The sequence below is a fragment of the Streptomyces sp. NPDC048291 genome (assembly GCF_043201715.1).
In the GTDB taxonomy this organism is placed as follows: Bacteria; Actinomycetota; Actinomycetes; order Streptomycetales; family Streptomycetaceae; genus Streptomyces.
The window spans coordinates 179388-196558 of sequence record NZ_JBICZC010000007.1; the positions used below are offsets into that span (position 1 = coordinate 179388).

15 protein-coding genes and 1 riboswitch are annotated in these 17171 nt (G+C 70.7%); of the genes, 10 read left to right on the top strand and 5 right to left on the bottom strand.

Annotation, left to right across the window (positions count from 1 at the left end; genetic code table 11):
- The first annotated feature begins 57 nt into the window (after positions 1–57).
- Both cdgB and ACGF5O_RS20325 read left to right on the top strand, forming a co-directional pair.
- Positions 58–1725: a diguanylate cyclase CdgB gene (cdgB, locus tag ACGF5O_RS20320; protein WP_393811245.1), complete on the top strand. Its 1668-nt coding sequence runs from the start codon at positions 58–60 to the stop codon at positions 1723–1725.
- A gap of 118 nt (positions 1726–1843) precedes the next feature.
- Positions 1844–2794, top strand: a complete 951-nt coding sequence (locus ACGF5O_RS20325) for a carbohydrate-binding protein (protein ID WP_393811246.1) — start codon at positions 1844–1846, stop codon at positions 2792–2794.
- Here the strand turns inward: ACGF5O_RS20325 and ACGF5O_RS20330 are convergent.
- From ACGF5O_RS20330 to ACGF5O_RS20340, 3 genes are all read right to left on the bottom strand, one after another.
- Entirely contained in the window at positions 2791–3720 is a 930-nt protein-coding gene (locus tag ACGF5O_RS20330) for a 1-phosphofructokinase family hexose kinase (RefSeq protein WP_393811247.1), read from the bottom strand. The two genes, ACGF5O_RS20325 and ACGF5O_RS20330, sit on opposite strands and share 4 nt — an antisense overlap.
- 106 nt (positions 3721–3826) lie before the next feature.
- The gene (gene nagA / locus ACGF5O_RS20335; RefSeq protein WP_393811559.1) at positions 3827–4957 is read right to left on the bottom strand and encodes an N-acetylglucosamine-6-phosphate deacetylase; all 1131 of its coding nucleotides are present in this window, start codon (positions 4955–4957) and stop codon (positions 3827–3829) included.
- Positions 4958–5052: 95 nt separating this feature from the next.
- Positions 5053–5994, bottom strand: coding sequence for an ROK family protein (locus tag ACGF5O_RS20340; protein ID WP_393811248.1), 942 nt, complete (start codon positions 5992–5994; stop codon positions 5053–5055).
- Between the two features lie 131 nt (positions 5995–6125).
- On the opposite strand from ACGF5O_RS20340, the gene ACGF5O_RS20345 reads away from it, so the two are divergent.
- From ACGF5O_RS20345 to otsB, 3 genes are all read left to right on the top strand, one after another.
- Complete coding sequence (locus tag ACGF5O_RS20345) at positions 6126–7397, top strand: extracellular solute-binding protein (RefSeq protein WP_393811249.1); 1272 nt, start codon at positions 6126–6128, stop codon at positions 7395–7397.
- 17 nt (positions 7398–7414) lie between these two features.
- Positions 7415–7648, top strand: coding sequence for a DUF3263 domain-containing protein (locus ACGF5O_RS20350; RefSeq protein WP_393811250.1), 234 nt, complete (start codon positions 7415–7417; stop codon positions 7646–7648).
- Between the two features lie 135 nt (positions 7649–7783).
- Complete coding sequence (gene otsB / locus ACGF5O_RS20355) at positions 7784–8635, top strand: trehalose-phosphatase (RefSeq protein ID WP_393811251.1); 852 nt, start codon at positions 7784–7786, stop codon at positions 8633–8635.
- Between the two features lie 102 nt (positions 8636–8737).
- Here the strand turns inward: otsB and ACGF5O_RS20360 are convergent, their stop codons facing one another.
- Both ACGF5O_RS20360 and ACGF5O_RS20365 read right to left on the bottom strand, forming a co-directional pair.
- Positions 8738–10177: a trehalose-6-phosphate synthase gene (locus ACGF5O_RS20360; RefSeq protein ID WP_393811252.1), complete on the bottom strand. Its 1440-nt coding sequence runs from the start codon at positions 10175–10177 to the stop codon at positions 8738–8740.
- Positions 10178–10271: 94 nt separating this feature from the next.
- On the bottom strand, positions 10272–11216 hold the full coding sequence (locus tag ACGF5O_RS20365) for a glucosyl-3-phosphoglycerate synthase (protein WP_393811253.1): 945 nt from the start codon (positions 11214–11216) through the stop codon (positions 10272–10274).
- Between the two features lie 157 nt (positions 11217–11373).
- Positions 11374–11535, top strand: a riboswitch (SAM riboswitch).
- A gap of 18 nt (positions 11536–11553) precedes the next feature.
- On the opposite strand from ACGF5O_RS20365, the gene thrC reads away from it, so the two are divergent.
- The 5 genes from thrC to ACGF5O_RS20390 all read left to right on the top strand — a co-directional run bounded on the left by thrC (position 11554) and on the right by ACGF5O_RS20390 (position 17117).
- Entirely contained in the window at positions 11554–12840 is a 1287-nt protein-coding gene (gene thrC, locus ACGF5O_RS20370) for a threonine synthase (RefSeq protein WP_393811254.1), read from the top strand.
- 43 nt (positions 12841–12883) lie between these two features.
- The gene (locus tag ACGF5O_RS20375) at positions 12884–13159 is read left to right on the top strand and encodes a ubiquitin-like small modifier protein 1 (protein WP_362591580.1); all 276 of its coding nucleotides are present in this window, start codon (positions 12884–12886) and stop codon (positions 13157–13159) included.
- Positions 13160–13627: 468 nt separating this feature from the next.
- Positions 13628–13834 carry a cold-shock protein gene (locus tag ACGF5O_RS20380; protein ID WP_019057200.1) on the top strand — a complete coding sequence of 69 codons (207 nt, stop codon included), beginning with the start codon at positions 13628–13630 and terminating at the stop codon, positions 13832–13834.
- Positions 13835–14217: 383 nt separating this feature from the next.
- Positions 14218–15840: a chaperonin GroEL gene (gene groL / locus ACGF5O_RS20385; protein WP_362591578.1), complete on the top strand. Its 1623-nt coding sequence runs from the start codon at positions 14218–14220 to the stop codon at positions 15838–15840.
- A gap of 209 nt (positions 15841–16049) precedes the next feature.
- The gene (locus ACGF5O_RS20390) at positions 16050–17117 is read left to right on the top strand and encodes a tyrosine-protein phosphatase (RefSeq protein ID WP_393811255.1); all 1068 of its coding nucleotides are present in this window, start codon (positions 16050–16052) and stop codon (positions 17115–17117) included.
- Positions 17118–17171 lie beyond the last annotated feature (54 nt).

Genomic DNA, 17171 nt, shown 5'->3' on the forward strand with positions numbered 1-17171 from the left:
AAAGTAGCGCCGAAGCAGACCCTTGATTCACTGCGAGGTCTCGGGGGGAGGGCGAGCATGGAGACCGAGTCGGAGCCCTACGTCCGTCTTGCGTCCCTGCGACAGCTGCACCAGGTCATGGCCGACATGAACACGGCCCGCAGCCTGGCGGACACACTGCAGACCGTCGCCGACGGCGTCATCACCGCCCTCAACTACGAGATGGCGTGCATCAACCTCGTACGCCCCGCCGAGGGCGACCTCGTGGTCGCCGCCTTCGCCGGGAACTCCGCCGCCGAGGCCCTGATCACCGGCCGGGTCGGCTCCCGCGAGTCCTGGGAGCGGCGGCTGAACATGGGCGAGAACTGGGGCGACCTCGTCTTCATACCGCACACCGAGGGCTGGGTCCTCGACGACGACGACGTCCCCCAGTGGTACACCGACGGCCCCGCGCCCCGGTTCGAGGACGAGTGGCACCCCTCCGACCGGCTCTTCGCCCCCATGTACACGCCCGGCGTCTCGGGCAGCTCCTGCGGCGAACTGCTCGGCGTGATCTCCGTCGACCGCCCGCGCAACGGCCGCCACCCGGGCGCCTGGGGCCGCGAGGCCCTCCAGATGTACGCCTTCCAGGCCGCGATCGCGATCAGCAACGCCCGGCTGCGCGCCAACATGCAGCGCGCCCTGGTCCGCCTGGAGCGCGAGCAGCAGGCGCTGCGGGCCAGCGAGGAGTCCTTCCGGCAGGCCTTCGAGTACGCCCCCTCCGGCATGGCGATAGCCGAGATGGGCGGCGACCAGCACGGCCGAATACTGCGCTCCAACGACGCCCTGTGCCGCCTCCTGGGCCGTCCCGCCTCCGCGATGCGCCGCTACTCCTTCTCCGACCTGGTCCACCCCGAGGACATCGGCACCCTGCTCCGCACCTCCGCGGAGGGCGGCCGCGCCGAGCTCCGCCTGGGCCGCCGCGACGGCACCTACGTCTGGGTCTCCCTGCGCAACTCGGTCGTCGCCGACGCGGCCGACGGCCCCCGCTTCCTCCTCACCCACGTCGAGGACATAGAGGAGCGCAAGCGCCGCGAGCTCCAGCTCGCCCACCGCGCCTCCCACGACTCCCTGACCGGCCTCCCGAACTCCGCCGAGCTGCGCTCCCGGCTCTCCTCCCGGCTCTGCCGGCGCGCCGGACACGCGGGCGAGCTGGAGTCCCTGGACGCGGCCTACGGCCACCCCGCCTACGACGTCAACGGCCACGGCTTCGACTTCGCGGGCGCGACCGCGTCCGTGTCCGCGTCGTACGAGGGCTACGACCACCACGTGCACACCGTCGCCCCCGAGGAGGGCCGCGACGACGGCGCCAAGGGGCTCGCGGTGCTCTTCTGCGACCTCGACGGCTTCAAGTCGATCAACGACCGGTTCGGGCACAACGCGGGCGACGCGGTCCTTATCGAGGTCGCCAGACGGCTCTCCCGGGGCGTCCGCGACGGCGACACCGTGGCCCGCCTCGGCGGCGACGAGTTCGTGATCCTCGCCGACGGCCTCGGCAAGGCGGACGCCCAGGACCTGGCCGTACGCCTGCGCAACGAGATCATCCAGCCGATCCGTGCCGAGGGCCGGGCCGTCCGGGTGGGCGCCAGTTTCGGCATCGGATGGGCGCACTGCGGCATGACGGCCGACGAAGTCCTGAAATCCGCCGACGAGCGGATGTACGTAGAGAAACGATCTCGTCCCAAAGCACATCGCCGCGCCGGATGATCCGCAGGTCATCGCGCTGATGCGATCCGAGTCACCCGTTTGGCTCAGCCAGACCGGGTAGGCTCGACTCTCAATACCCGTACCGCATCCGCCCGCACCTGTTGAGGAGTACCAAGGGATGACGCCCGGCGACAACGGCGCGAGCACGCCCGAGGACGACGACCCGTTCGGCTACCTCTACGCCGACGGCCAGGCCCGAGGGGCCCAGCCGCCGTCCGGCTCCGGTGGTTACGGCTACCCGAACGCCGTCAGCAGAGTGCGCCCGGTCGGCGAGCGTACGTACGGCGGCCAGCAGCAGGCCCCGCAGCAGCAGTACGGCGGCCAGACCATCCCCCAGCAGCCGGGCGGCTACGGCCAGTCACCGAACGCGGCCTACCAGGCCCCGGAGACCTTCCCGGGCGGCGCCCCGACCACCCGCACCCCGATGCAGCCCTCGGGCCGTGGCCGCGGTCCCAACACCAAGGGCCTCCTCATCGGCGCCGTCGCGGTCGTCGCCGCGGTCGTCATAGGGATCAGCGTCGCCATGATCAACGGCAGCGGCGACGACAACAAGGCCGGCGGCGACACCTCCACCACCCCGACCCAGTCCACGAGCGCATCCCCTTCGCCGTCGAGCACGAGCTCGGCCGATTCCACGGGCGACATCCCGCCGATCGACGCGAAGGCACTCCGCCTGGACGGTGGCGCCTCGCTGGCGTCGGACGTTAAGGGCGCGAAGGCCGAGGGCGGCATCTACGTGACGAACCTCAACCAGACCGGCGCCGGCGTCACCTGGACGGTCAACGGAATCCCGGCGGACGGCCTCTACACCGTCTTCGCGCACTACAGCGCGATACAGGACGAGGCCATGACGCTCACGATCAACGGCAAGGCGTTCGGCAGCAAGTTCCCGCTGAAGAACTACACGGGCCAGAGCGACCCGGCCAACGCCTGGACGACCAGCTACACGTACCCCACCCTCACCAAGGGCACCAACACGATCTCCCTGTCCTGCCAGAGCGGGGACAGCTGCGACGTCCTGCTGGACCAGCTGTGGGTGCAGCAGGGCAAGCACACGAACAAGGGCTAAGCAGCCGTCGTCCCACCCGTCACCGTGACCTGGCCGAGCAGCTTCTCGTAGGTGAGGCGGTCGAACTCGCCTGCTGCCGGGGCCCGTACCGTCGCTGCCGACAGGGCGACCGCGCGGGTCAGTCGGGTCGGCCAGGGGAGTTGTTCCACCAGGCCGGAGAGCAGGCCGGCGACCGCGGAGTCGCCGGCGCCGGTGGGGTTGCCGTGTTCACGGGCGGGCGGGGTGGCACGCCAGCGGCCCTCCGGGGTGAGCGCCAGCAGGCCCTGTGCGCCGAGGGAGGCGACCACTGTGCGGGCGCCGCGGCGGCGGGCGTCCTGGGTGGCGCGGGTCGGGTCGTGGGAGCCGGTGAGTTCGGCCAGTTCGTCGGTGTTCGGCTTGACCAGGTCGGGGCGGGCCGCGACCCCGCGGCGCAGCGGCTCCCCGCTGGTGTCGAGGAGGACCGGGACCCCGGCGGACCTGGCGGCCTTTATCAGCCCCGCGTAGGCCCCCACCGGAAGCCCCGGCGGGAGACTCCCGCACAGCGCCACCGCCGAGGTCCCGGGCAGCAGTTCCTCGTAGCGGTCGAGGAAGGTGCCCCACTCGGCGGGTGCTATCTGCGGGCCGGGTTCGTTCAACTGGGTCGTGTCGCCCGTCAGTTCGTCCACGACGGCGATGGTGCGGCGGGTCGGCCCGGCGACCGGGAGCAGTGCGTCCCGCACGCCCGGGGTGTCCGCGAGGAGTTGCCGTACCGCCCGCCCGGTGGCGCCGCCCGCGAACCCGGTCACCGTCGTCTCGTGGCCGAGCGCGGCCAGCACCCGGGCCACGTTGACCCCCTTGCCGCCCGGCCGTTCCGTCACGTCCGAGACGCGGTGCGCGGTGTGCGGGCGCAGGGCGCCGACCCGGTAGGTGATGTCCAGGGCGGTGTTCAGCGTGACGGTGAGGATCACCGGGCGACCTCCCTCGCATGTGCCCGTGCCGTCGGTCGGGGGGCCTCGATCATGCCAAAGGGACGGCGACCGGCCTAGGGTCGCCGTCCCTCAACAGGGGGAGGGATCAGGACAGTTCGGGTGCGACCACCCACGCGCCCTTGCGCATCACGCCCTTCAGCGTGAAGTCCGCGTCCAGGACGAGCAGGTCGGCGTCCTTGCCGGGCTCCAGGGAGCCGACCCGGTCGTAGAGGCCCAGCAGCCGGGCCGGGTTGGCGGACAGCGCGGCGACCGCGTGCTCGACGGGGAGCCTGTCGACGGTGACCGCCCGCCGCAGTGCGCGGTCCAGCGTCAGCGTGGAACCGGCGATGGCACCGCCGTCCACCAGCCGGGCCACCCCGTCGGTGACCTCGACCTCCAGGGGGCCGAGGAGGAAGCGGCCGTCACCGCTGCCGGCCGCGTCCATCGCGTCCGTGATGAACGCGACCCGGTCCGCACCCGCGTGGTGGAAGGCCAACTGGAGCGCGGCGGGGTGCAGGTGCGTGCCGTCGTTGATCAGCTCGACCGTCACCCGCCCGTCCTCCAGGAGCGCGGTGATCGGGCCGGGCGCGCGGTGGCCGATCTGCGGCATCGCGTTGAAGAGGTGGGTGGCGACCGTGGCGCCCGCGTCGATCGCCTCCACCGTCTGCTCGTACGTCGCGTCCGTGTGGCCGACGGCGGCGATCACGCCGTGCTCCGCGAGCAGCCGTACCGACTCGATGCCGCCGGGCAGTTCGGTGGCGAGCGTGACCATCTTCGCGTGCCCGCGTGCCGCGTCGAGCAGCTTGCGGACCTCCGCCGGGTCCGGGTCCCGCAGCAGCGCCTCGGAGTGGGCGCCCTTGCGGCACGGGGAGATGAAGGGGCCCTCGAAGTGGATCCCGGCGATCTCGCCCTGCTCGGCGAGCTCGGAAAGGAGACCGGCCTGGCGGGCCAGGACGTGCATGTCGTCGGTGACGGTGGAGGCGACCAGGGTGGTCGTGCCGTGCGTGCGGTGGGTGTGGACGCCGGTGAGGACCTGTTGGGCGGTGCCGGAGCTGAAGGAGGCTCGGCCGCCGCCGTGGTTGTGGATGTCGACGAAGCCTGGCAGGAGCCAGTGGCCGGTGAGGTCGATCACCTGGGCGTTCTCGGAGGGGCTGGCGGTGATCCGGGTGCCCTCGACCGAGAGTCGGGCATCTTCGATCACTCCGGTGGGGAGGACTGCCCGGGCACCGTCGAGGATCAGACCGTTCGACCCCGGCTGCGGGAGCGTTGTGGCTGGTCGCGCAGTTCCCCGCGCCCCTGACGGGGCGCTGTAGTCACGCTCGTTTGCAGCCATCAGGGGGTTACCTCCGGAGTGGTCGTCGTCTTCAACAAGTCCTGGGCCAGCAGGCCCGCGCCCAGACAACCGGCCGTGTCCCCCAGCTCGGCCGGGACGATGGACGGCAGTTTCTGGAAGGTCACCCTGGCTTCCACGGCCTCCCGCAGCGGCTCGAACAGCACGCTTCCCGCCTCCGCCAGGCCGCCGCCGATGATGAGGACCCGGGGGTCGAGGAGGGTGAGGGCCGTGACCAGGCCGTCGGCCAGGGCGGCCACCGCCTCGCCCCATATCCGGACGGCGTTCGGGTCGCCGGACGTGACCGCCTTCGCGCAGTCCGCCGCGTCCGCTTCCGGGTCGCCGACGGCCTTCGCCCACGCCTCGCTCACCGCCGCCGCGGACGCGTACCGCTCCAGGCAGCCGCGCTGCCCGCACGGGCAGGGGGCACCCTGCGGCCGTACGACGACATGGCCGATCTCGCCCGCGAAGCCGTGCGCGCCCGACTCCACCCGGCCGTCCAGACCGAAGCCGCCGGCGATCCCGGTGCCGAGGGCCACGAAGAAGAAGCGGTCGGCGCCCCGGCCCGCGCCGAGCCTGCCCTCGGCCAGGCCGCCGGTGCGGACGTCGTGGCCGAGGGCGACCGGGACGCCGAGGCGGTCGGCGAGGAGGGTGCGCAGCGGGACGTCGCGCCAGCCGAGGTTGGCCGCGTAGACCGCGACGCCGGCCCGCTCGTCCACGATGCCGGGGACCGCGAGGCCGGCCGCGGACGCCGGTTCGCCGAGGTGCCGCTCGCCGTACGCCTTCAGCTCGGCGGCGAAGTCGAGGATGGCCGTGACGACGGCGTCGGGGCCGCGGTCCCGACCGGTCGCCCGGCGGTCCCGGTGGAGCAGCTCGCCGTCCGGGCCGACCAGTGCGGCCTTCATTCCGGTGCCGCCCACGTCCAGGGCGATGACATGTCTCACGGGAACAGTGTGGCCCGTCGACCCGCAAGAGGTCTAGTCCACTTGCGTGGTGTAGACCTTATAGGTCCACATATTGAACAGCGAGACAGTAAGAAACAGGGGTAGTACACGTGCGGCGGCGTAGGGCAGGAATGATCGCGGTGGTGTCCGCAACGGGCATGACGGCGGTCCTCGGTGGGTGTGGGACGACGGGCTCCTCGGACGTCACCCTCAGACTCGTCGCCGCCGACTACGGGGACTCCGCCGCCGACAGCTCCCAGAAGTACTGGTCCAAGCTGGCCAAGGCCTACGAGGCCGAGCACTCCGGCGTGAAGGTCGACGTCACCGTCTACTCGTGGAACGACGTCGACCGCAAGGTCAAGGACATGGTCGCCGCCGGCAACGCCCCCGACCTCGCCCAGATCGGCGCCTACGCCGACTACGCGGCCGCCGGCAAGCTGTACGAGGCCGGTGATCTGCTCTCCATCCCGGTCCAGGCCGACTTCCCCTCCCAGCTCGCCGAAGCCGGCCAGTGGAACCACGCGCAGTACGGCATACCCTTCGCCGCGTCCACGCGCGTCCTCTTCTACAACAAGACCCTCTTCTCCCAGGCCGGCATCACCACCCCGCCCACCACCTGGGACGAGCTCGAAGCCGACGCGAAGGCGCTCAAGGCGGACGGCGTGAAGTACCCGTACGCGCTGCCGCTCGGCCCCGAGGAGGCGCAGGCGGAGACCATGCAGTGGCTGCTCAGCGGCGGCAGCGGCTACACCGACGACACCGGCACGTACACGATCGACTCCTCGCAGAACATCGACACCCTCACCTGGCTCAAGGACGAACTGGTCGGCAAGGGCCTGACCGGCCCGGTGGCCCCCGGCAACCTGAACCGCGCGACCGCGTTCGCCGCCTTCGCCGACGGCCAGGTCGGCATGCTCAACGGCCACCCCACGCTGATCAAGCAGGCCGAGAAGAAGGGCGTGAAGTTCGGCGCGGTCCCGATGCCCGCCCGGGCCGGCCAGAGCACCACCACCGCGTCCATGGGCGTCGCCGACTGGATGGCCGCGTTCAAGCAGAACGGCCACGCCGAGCAGGTCGGCGACTTCCTGAACTACGTCTACAGCGAGAAGAACGTCCTCGCCTTCTCCCGCGAGTACGGCCTGCTGCCCGTCACCACCTCCGCGTCCCAGGCGATGACCGACTCCACCCGGGCCGAGGACAAGCAGCTGCGGCCCTTCCTGGAGCAGCTGCCCACCTCGCAGCTCTACCCCGCGGGCAAGACCTCCTGGGCCGCGATCAGCGCCGACATCAAGAAGCAGATCGGTACGGCGGTGAGCCCGACCGGCAACCCGACCGGCGTCCTCACCCGCATCCAGGCCGAGGCGGCGACGGCGGACAGCCGTACGGCGGCGGCGACCGGCTGAGCGCTACCGTTCTCGCCATGGACCGGCATGGACTGGGCGAGCGCGAGCGGGCCGTCCTCGCGCTCGAACGCCGGGGCTTCCCGAGCCCCGGCGCGAAGGAACGCGCGATACGCGAGGAACTGGACCTGGCGCCGGTGCGCTACTACCAGCTCCTGAACGCCCTGCTCGACGACGAGCGGGCGTTGGCCCATGATCCGGTGACGGTGAACAGGCTGCGGAGGGTGCGGGACGCGCGGCGGGGGGAGCGTTGAGCTTTCGGTAGAGACGGATCTGCGGGCCGGTGGGGGCTGGTCGCGCAGTTCCTCCCCCAGCCTTCGGCCGGGGGGACCCCCAGCGCCCCTGAAGGGGCGCTGCCGCTGAGGGGGTGGTCAGATACTGTCGGCTGCATGGGAACCCACATCACGGAACCCCTTCCGACGCCGCGGACGGCCGCTGGGCGTGACGGCCTGGCCGCGCTGCTCTCGCGGCCCGGCTCCGCGCTCGTCGGGCTCGACTTCGACGGGACGCTCGCGCCGATCGTCGCCGACCCCGAGCAGGCCAGGGCCCACCCGGACGCCGTACCGGTGCTGGCGGCGCTCGCGCCGAAGGTGGCCGCCGTCGCCGTGGTCACCGGCCGCCCGGCCGAGGTGGCCGTCCGCTACGGCGGCTTCGCGGGCGTGCCCGGCCTGGAACACCTGGTCGTCCTCGGCCACTACGGCGCCGAACGCTGGGACGCGGCCACCGGCGAGCTCACCGCACCGCCCCCGCACCCCGGCATCGCCGCCGTCCGCGCCGAACTCCCCGCCCTCCTCGACCGCGCCGGGGCCTCGCAGGGCACCTGGATCGAGGAGAAGGGCCGGGCCATCGCGGTCCACACCCGCCGCGCCGCCGACCCCCAGGCCACCTTCGAAACCCTCCGCGCCCCCCTCACCGACCTCGCCACCGGCCACGCCCTGATCGTCGAACCGGGCCGCCTGGTCCTGGAACTCCGCCCCCCGGGCATGGACAAGGGCGTGGCCCTGCGCGAGCACGCCCGGCACATCAACGCCGGCGCGATCCTCTACGCAGGCGACGACCTCGGCGACATCCCCGCCTTCGCCGCCGTGGAGAAACTCCGCGAGGAGGGCGTCCCCGGCCTGCTGGTATGCAGCGGCAGTACAGAGGTGACCGAGCTCGCCGACCGCGCGGACGTGGTGACGGACGGCCCGGAGGGGGTCGTAAGACTCCTGAGAAGCCTGGCAGCTTTGAGCGCCGCTTAGCCGTAGCGCCCCTTCAGGGGCGCTGGGGGTCCCCCCGGCCGAAGGCTGGGGGAGGAACTGCGCGACCAGCCCCCACCGGCCCGCACCCGAATCTCTACCGAACTACCCGCCCAACGCCTCAAGCTGCTCAAGAAACCAAGCCGCCGGCGGCAACGCCGTAGCCCCCGCGGCCAGCCGCTTGCACCGCTCCGCCCGCTCCTCCACCGGCATGGCCAGCGCCAGCGCCAACGCCAACGCCGTCCCCCCGATGTCGTACGGGTTCACCACCACCGCGTCCTCGCCCAGCTCCTCGTACGCCCCCGCCTCCCGCGACAGCACGAGCACGCACCCCTCGTCCGACACCACGGGAATCTCCTTGGCGACCAGGTTCATCCCGTCCCGGATGGGGTTGACGAGCGCCACGTCGGCCAGCCGGTACGCCGCGAGGGAGCGGGCGAAGTCGTCCTTGACGTGCAGGACCACCGGCGTCCAACCCGCCGTCCCGTACGCCGAGTTGATGTCGTCGGCGACCCGTTGCACCTCGGCCGTGTAGTCGCGGTACACCGCGAGGTCCTGCCGCGACGGGTACGCGAACGCGACGTGCACCACCCGCTCCCGCCACTCGGGGTGGTCGTCGAGCAGCTGCCGGTAGGCCAGCAGTCCCCGCACGATGTTCTTCGACAGCTCCGTGCGGTCCACCCGGACGATCGTCTTCCGGTCCGTGCCGCCGATCTCCTCCCGAAGCGCGGCCATCCGCTCGCCGACGTCCGGTTCGTGCGACCGCTTCCGCAGGAACTCCGCGTCGGCGCCCAGCCCGTGCACCCCGATCCGGGTCCCGCCGGACGCCGGGTCGGCGGCCGGGATCCCCGGGCCCAGCACCGTGTGGCAGCAGTCGACGAACGCGTCCGCCCACCGCCGCGTCAGGAACGCCGCGTGGTCGGCGCCCAGGATCCCGCTGAGCAGCTCCGCCGCGATGTCGTCGGGGAGCAGGCGGAAGTAGTCCGGCGGCGCCCAGGGGGTGTGGGAGAAGTGGCCGATCCGCAGGTCGGGGCGGAGCCGGCGGAGCATCCGCGGGGCCAGGGCCAGGTGGTAGTCCTGGATGACCACCACCGCACCCTCGGCCGCCTCCTGCGCCAGCGCCTGGGCGAAGGCGCGGTTGTAGGCCTGGTACGAACCCCATTGCCGCCGGAACTCCGCGTCGAAGACGGGCTCCAGCGGAGTCTGGTAGAGCATGTGGTGGACGAACCAGAGCACCGAGTTCGCGATGCCGTTGTACGCGTCGGCGAAGACGTCCGCGTCGATGTCGAGCATCCTGACCTGCTGCCCGCCGGTGTCCCCGGCCGGCAGCCGGCCGCCCTCGGCCCGCCGTACCGCCTCGCGGTCGCCGTCGCCCAGCGCCGCGCACACCCACACGGCGTTCGCGTCCGGCCCGATGGCCGAGAGCCCTGAGACCAGCCCGCCGCCGCCCCTCCTGGCGTGCAGCGAACCGTCTTCGCGCAGGTCGTACGAGACCGGGCCGCGGTTCGAGGCGACCAGCACCTCGGCACCGCCGGTGGAAGCCATGGGGGAAGCCATACGCGTCAACCTAGCCCGGCCCGTAAACGCTCAAACGTACGGCAGCGCCCGACGCGCCGCCGTATACGGCCGTACGGCGAACTCACGCCACCTTGCGTTCGGCGTACTCCGCGATCTCCGCCATCGGCGGCCGTTCCTCCGTGTCCACGGAGTACGTGCGCGGTTCGAAGCCGTCCTCGCCCCGTTCGAACTGGGTGAGGGAGGGGCGGATCAGGTGGCCGCGGGCCAGCCGCAGCTGGGCCGTGCGGTAGATCGCGGCGGACATCCGGCCGAGGGCCTGGCCGTCCTGGTGGCGGTGCTTGCGGACGCCGACGTCGACCTGGGCCAGCGCGTCGAGCCCGACCAGGTGCAGGGCGTCGACCAGCATGCCCAGCTCCACGCCGTAGCCGACCGGGAAGGGGAGCTGTTCGAGGAGCGAGCGGCGGGCCGCGTACTCGCCGCCGAGCGGCTGGACGAAACCGGCCAGCTGCGGCCAGTGCATGTTCAGCAGCGGGCGGGCCATCAGCTCGGTGACCCGGCCGCCCTGTCCGGCGGCGCCGCCGAGCGGGCGGTCGTACATCGCCTTGACCAGGTCCACGTCCGGGTCGGTGAGGAGCGGGCCGACGATGCCGGTGACGAAGTCGGAGGAGAAGTCGCGCAGGTCGGCGTCGATGAAGCAGACGACGTCACCCGACGTGACGAGCAGCGAGCGCCAGAGGACCTCGCCCTTGCCGGGGACGGCGGGAATGCGGGGCAGGATCGCGTCGCGGTGCACGACGCGGGCGCCGGCCGCCGCGGCGACGGCCGCCGTGCGGTCGGTGGAGCCGGAGTCGACGACGACGATCTCGTCGACGAGCGGCACCTGCTGCATGAGGTCGTGGCGGATGATCGCGACGATGTCGCCGACGGTCTCCTCCTCGTTGAGCGCGGGCAGCACGACGCTGACCGTCTGCCCGGAGGACCGTTTGGCGGCCATGACCCGGTGCAGCGGACGATCGGTTACGGACCAGGAGCGGGTGGCCAGCCAGCGCTCGACTTCTTCCAGCACGGTCAGCGGCTCCTCACTGTCACGGCCACACGGGGACGTGTGATCCATCTCGCGGTTCGGACGACTCTCTCAACTGTCCTGGCCTTCGGTTACAGTCTTGAACAACGCCGATGACCATCGCATGTCCTGGGGTCACCCGGCGTTGACAACCGCATACCGCTCATCCAGAGGGGCAGAGGGAAACGGCCCGTTGAAGCCCCGGCAACCCTCCAGTCGGTTCTCGTAGATCGCCGATCAGTGTCGATCGCTCGCGAGGCTCCCGGCTAGGGAAGGTGCCAAATCCGTCTCACGGCGAGATGCGTCGTGAGGAAGATGAGGAGAAAGGGCCTCGCCTCACATGGCTGCGCAGACTGTTGCACCCACCACCGACTCTACGACCGTCGACCTCGGTCCCGCCGCTGCCCTGAGCTGCCGCGAGTGCGGTCACCGGGTGCCACTCGGCCCGGTTTTCGCCTGCGAGGAGTGTTTCGGCCCGCTGGAGATCGCGTACGACTTCTCGGCCTACGACACCGAGGAACTCCGCAAGACGATCGAAGCGGGTCCCGCGAACATCTGGCGCTACGCGCCGCTGCTGCCCGTCCCCGCGGACGTGGCGACCAAGCCGAACATCAACCCCGGCTGGACCAAGCTCGTCCAGGCCGACAACCTGGCGCGCGAGCTGGGGGTCACCGGCGGGCTGTACGTGAAGGACGACTCCGGCAACCCGACGCACTCCTTCAAGGACCGCGTCGTCGCCCAGGCCGTCGAGGCCGCCCGCGCCTTCGGCTACACCACCCTCTCCTGCTCCTCCACCGGCAACCTGGCCGGCGCGGTCGGTGCCGCCGCCGCCCGGGCCGGCTTCCGCTCCTGCGTCTTCATCCCGCACGACCTGGAGCAGGGCAAGGTCGTCATGGCCGCGATCTACGGCGGCGAGCTCGTCGGCATCGAGGGCAACTACGACGACGTGAACCGTTTCTGCTCCGAGCTGATCGGCGACCCGGCCGGCGAGGGCTGGGGCTTCGTCAACGTCAACCTGCGGCCGTACTACGCGGAGGGCTCCAAGACCCTGGCGTACGAGATCTGCGAGCAGCTCGGCTGGCGGATCCCGGACCAGCTGGTCATCCCGATCGCCTCCGGCTCGCAGCTCACGAAGATCGACAAGGGTCTGCAGGAGCTGATCAAGCTCGGTCTCGTCGAGGACAGGCCGTACAAGATCTTCGGCGCCCAGGCCGAGGGGTGCTCGCCGGTGTCGGTGGCCTACAAGGAGGGCCACGACGTGGTCCGCCCGCAGAAGCCGAACACCATCGCCAAGTCGCTGGCCATCGGCAACCCGGCCGACGGGCCGTACGTCCTCGACATCGCGCGGCGCACCGGCGGTGCGGTGGAGGACGTCACCGACGAGCAGGTCGTCGACGCCATCAAGCTGCTCGCGCGGACCGAGGGAATCTTCGCGGAAACCGCCGGCGGAGTGACGGTTGGAGTCACCAAAAAGCTCATTGAGAATGGGTTGATTGATCCGGCAAAGTCGGTCGTTGTACTCAACACCGGTGATGGACTGAAGACGCTGGACGCGGTGGCGGGGACCGGACTCACCGCGACCATTCGCCCGAATCTGGAGTCTTTCCGCGAAGCCGGGCTCGCCTGAGTCCCCCGAGAAATAGGGCGTTGCCCAGACCGGAGGTAAAAACGTGAGCGTCACCGTTCGCATCCCCACCATCCTGCGCACCTACACCGGTGGTCAGGCCGAAGTCGCCGCCGAAGGGGCCACCCTCGGCGAGGTCATCTCGGACCTGGAGAAGAAGCACACCGGGATCTCCGCGCGCGTTCTCGACGACCAGGGCAAGCTGCGCCGGTTCGTCAACGTGTACGTCAACGACGACGACGTGCGGTTCGAGCAGGGCCTGGAGACCGCCACCCCGGACGGCGCCGGCGTCTCCATCATCCCGGCCGTCGCCGGCGGCTGACCTGCTGACCTGCTTGACAGGCTGATCGAATGACCGAACATTACCTTCGGTAACGCCGATCACCGACTGTTCATCTGATTGCCCCCTCCGTGAGAGAAGCGGAGGGGGCAATTCTGTGTGGTTGAGCGCGGTAGAGTTGGGGAACACGGTCCCGATCTCCAGGTCGGGAGCCCCGTATTCGATACCGCGAGCCCGACAAGAAGTAGCCAAAGTGCGCGGGTTATATGCGGCTTTTGTGACCTTTACGGGGCCCGACTTGCCCTGAATTCGGCCGAATTCTTGCTACATTCCGGACCCCTTCCGTCCAGAATTCTCGTCCGATTGACCTGTTGCAGACGGCAGTTGGACAGATACATTCAGCCGCGGTCGACGCGTTCCGGCGCACGCCCCCAACCAATGGGGGGTGAGGTCTGACCCGGATCCGCGAAGTGTGGATCTGTGCAAGGGCCAGTAATAGGGGAGTTAGGCATGGCTCAGGGCACCGTCAAGTGGTTCAACGCGGAGAAGGGGTACGGCTTCATCGCGGTCGACGGTGGTGCGGATGTTTTCGTCCACTACAGCGCGATTCAGATGGACGGCTACCGCACCCTGGAGGAAGGTCAGCGAGTCGATTTCGAGATCTCGCAGGGCCAGAAGGGGCCGCAGGCGGACATGGTCCGGCTGGCGACCAGCTGAAGCACGCGCCGACTGACAGCGACGTTCTTCTGTACTTGTCCGAAGGGCTCGTGCCTCCCGGGGCACGGGCCCTTCGGCATGCCCGGGCACGCCCCGCGCGGGCCGGACTCAGGGGGCCCGATCCCCGGGAGGCGCTTGCGCCCGCCCGTCACCCGACCACCACCCCTCAACGAGCACTCGCTTCGCGAGCGCGCCTTGCACTCTCGATGGGCGAGTGCTAATCATTGGCGTTAGCACTCTGAAGGTGAGAGTGACAACGAAGGACCGGGTCGGTGAGGCCCGCAGGCCGGGTGGGGCAAGAAACCCACGGGTCGGCGAGCCGTCCGTCGCGGGCGCGGGCGCGGTCCGAAGACTCACCCCCAGTCCTGGAGGGACCACTTCACATGGCCAAGATCATCGCGTTCGACGAGGAGGCGCGGCGCGGCCTTGAGCGCGGTATGAACCAGCTCGCCGACGCCGTCAAGGTCACCCTCGGCCCCAAGGGTCGCAACGTCGTCCTTGAGAAGAAGTGGGGCGCCCCCACGATCACCAACGATGGTGTGTCCATCGCCAAGGAGATCGAGCTGGAGGACCCGTACGAGAAGATCGGCGCCGAGCTGGTCAAGGAAGTCGCCAAGAAGACGGACGACGTCGCCGGTGACGGTACGACCACCGCGACCGTGCTCGCCCAGGCCCTGGTCCGCGAGGGCCTGCGCAACGTGGCCGCCGGTGCCAACCCGATGGCCCTGAAGCGCGGTATCGAGAAGGCCGTCGAGGCGGTCTCCGGTGCCCTGCTCGAGCAGGCCAAGGACGTCGAGACCAAGGAGCAGATCGCCTCCACGGCCTCCATCTCCGCCGCCGACACCCAGATCGGCGAGCTCATCGCCGAGGCCATGGACAAGGTCGGCAAGGAAGGCGTCATCACCGTCGAGGAGTCCCAGACCTTCGGTCTGGAGCTGGAGCTCACCGAGGGTATGCGCTTCGACAAGGGCTACATCTCGGCGTACTTCGCCACCGACATGGAGCGTATGGAGGCGTCCCTCGACGACCCGTACATCCTGATCGCCAACTCGAAGATCGGCTCCGTCAAGGACCTGCTCCCGCTCCTGGAGAAGGTCATGCAGTCGGGCAAGCCGCTGCTGATCATCGCCGAGGACGTCGAGGGCGAGGCCCTGTCGACCCTGGTCGTCAACAAGATCCGCGGCACCTTCAAGTCCGTCGCCGTCAAGGCCCCGGGCTTCGGCGACCGCCGCAAGGCGATGCTGAACGACATCGCCATCCTCACCGGTGGCGAGGTCATCTCCGAGGAGGTCGGTCTCAAGCTGGAGAACACGACCCTCGACCTGCTGGGCCGCGCCCGCAAGGTGGTCATCACCAAGGACGAGACCACCATCGTCGACGGCGCCGGCTCCACCGAGCAGGTCCAGGGCCGGGTCAACCAGATCCGCGCCGAGATCGAGCAGTCCGACTCGGACTACGACCGCGAGAAGCTCCAGGAGCGCCTGGCGAAGCTCGCCGGTGGCGTCGCCGTCATCAAGGCCGGTGCCGCGACCGAGGTCGAGCTCAAGGAGCGCAAGCACCGCATCGAGGACGCCGTTCGCAACGCGAAGGCGGCCGTCGAGGAGGGCATCGTCGCCGGTGGTGGCGTGGCCCTGCTCCAGGCCTCCCAGGTCTTCGAGAAGCTGGAGCTCGAGGGTGACGAGGCGACCGGCGCCAACGCCGTGAAGCTCGCCCTGGAGGCCCCGCTCAAGCAGATCGCCGTCAACGGTGGTCTCGAGGGTGGCGTCGTCGTCGAGAAGGTCCGCAACCTCCAGGTCGGCCACGGCCTGAACGCCGCGACCGGCGAGTACGTCGACATGATCGCCGAGGGCATCATCGACCCGGCGAAGGTGACCCGCTCTGCCCTGCAGAACGCCGCCTCCATCGCCGCGCTGTTCCTCACCACCGAGGCCGTCATCGCCGACAAGCCGGAGAAGGCCGCCGCGGCCGCTCCGGGCGGCATGCCGGGCGGTGACATGGACTTCTGAGCCTGACGGCTCGGACGTTCCGACGCAGCACCGAGGGCGGCACTCCCTGTTCGACAGGGGGTGCCGCCCTTCGGCGTCTCCGCTGCCGGGCTGCGGGGCTGCCGGGCTGCCGGAGGCGGCGGGGCATGGCACAAACTGCCATCTCTGCACATTCAGTCAGTCATCTGCCGTTCACGCGACCGTCGGTAAGTGCACACAGCATCCGTTTCATGAACAACACCAGACTCGCCGCCGTCGTCCTCGCCCTCGGCGCCGCCTCCGTCACGCTCACCGCGCCCGCGGCCTCCGCCGCGCCGGCCGCGCACGCGCCGCACTCCTCGCGCATCCCCTTCACCGCGGCCACCGTGACCGCGAACGACGACGGCTCCTACCGGCTCGTCTGGAAGGCGCCCGGCGTCCGCTCGGTGACCGTCCGTGCGCACGGCCGGGTCGTCGCGCGCGGCGGCGCCACCGGCGACGTGACCGTGCGGGGGCTGCCCGCCGCCGACCGCCAGTGGTTCGACTTCGTCCCCGGGCGCGGCGGCTCCCTGCACCTCGCCGACCGGCTGGTCAAGCTCGACGGCACGGTCAACTTCCGCGACGCGGGCGGCTACCGCACCGCCGACGGCCACTGGGTGAAGATGGGCGAGATCTACCGCTCCGACGCCCTGGACAAGCTCACCGCGGCCGACGTCGCCAAGCTCCGGCGCCTCGGCATCCGCGCCGACTACGACCTGCGGACCGCCTCCGAGCGCGCCTCCGCACCCGACGTCGTACCGTCCGGCGTGACGTACCACGTCGCCGACGTGCTGGCCGGCTCCACCATGACCAGCACCATGCCGACGACCGAGGAGGCCGCCGTCCGGATGATGGTGGACGGCGAGAAGTTCATGGTCGGCGGTGCCACCGCGCGGGCCGCCTACGCCTCCGTCTTCGCGGGTGTCGCCGACGGGAGCCGGCACGGCCTCCTCTACCACTGCACCGCCGGCAAGGACCGCACCGGCTGGTCCAGCGCCGCCCTGCTCACCGCGCTCGGCGTGCCCCGGGACACCGTGATGGCGGACTACCTGGCCAGCAACACCTACCGCGCCTCGGCCAACGCGGCCACGCTCGCCGCGATGACCCCGGCCCAGGCGAAGGTCTACAAGCCGCTCCTGGACGTCCGTGCCGAGTACCTGAACTCGGGCTTCGACGAGGTCGAGGACGAGTACGGCTCGTTCGGCGCCTACCTGAAGCAGGGCCTGGGCGTCGACGGCGGGGAACTGCGCGCGCTTGAGCGGGAGTTGCTCGTCGGCTAGCCGGAACGGCCGCGGCCCCGTGTCCCGGGTCACACGGCGTTCGGGCGGCTGCCG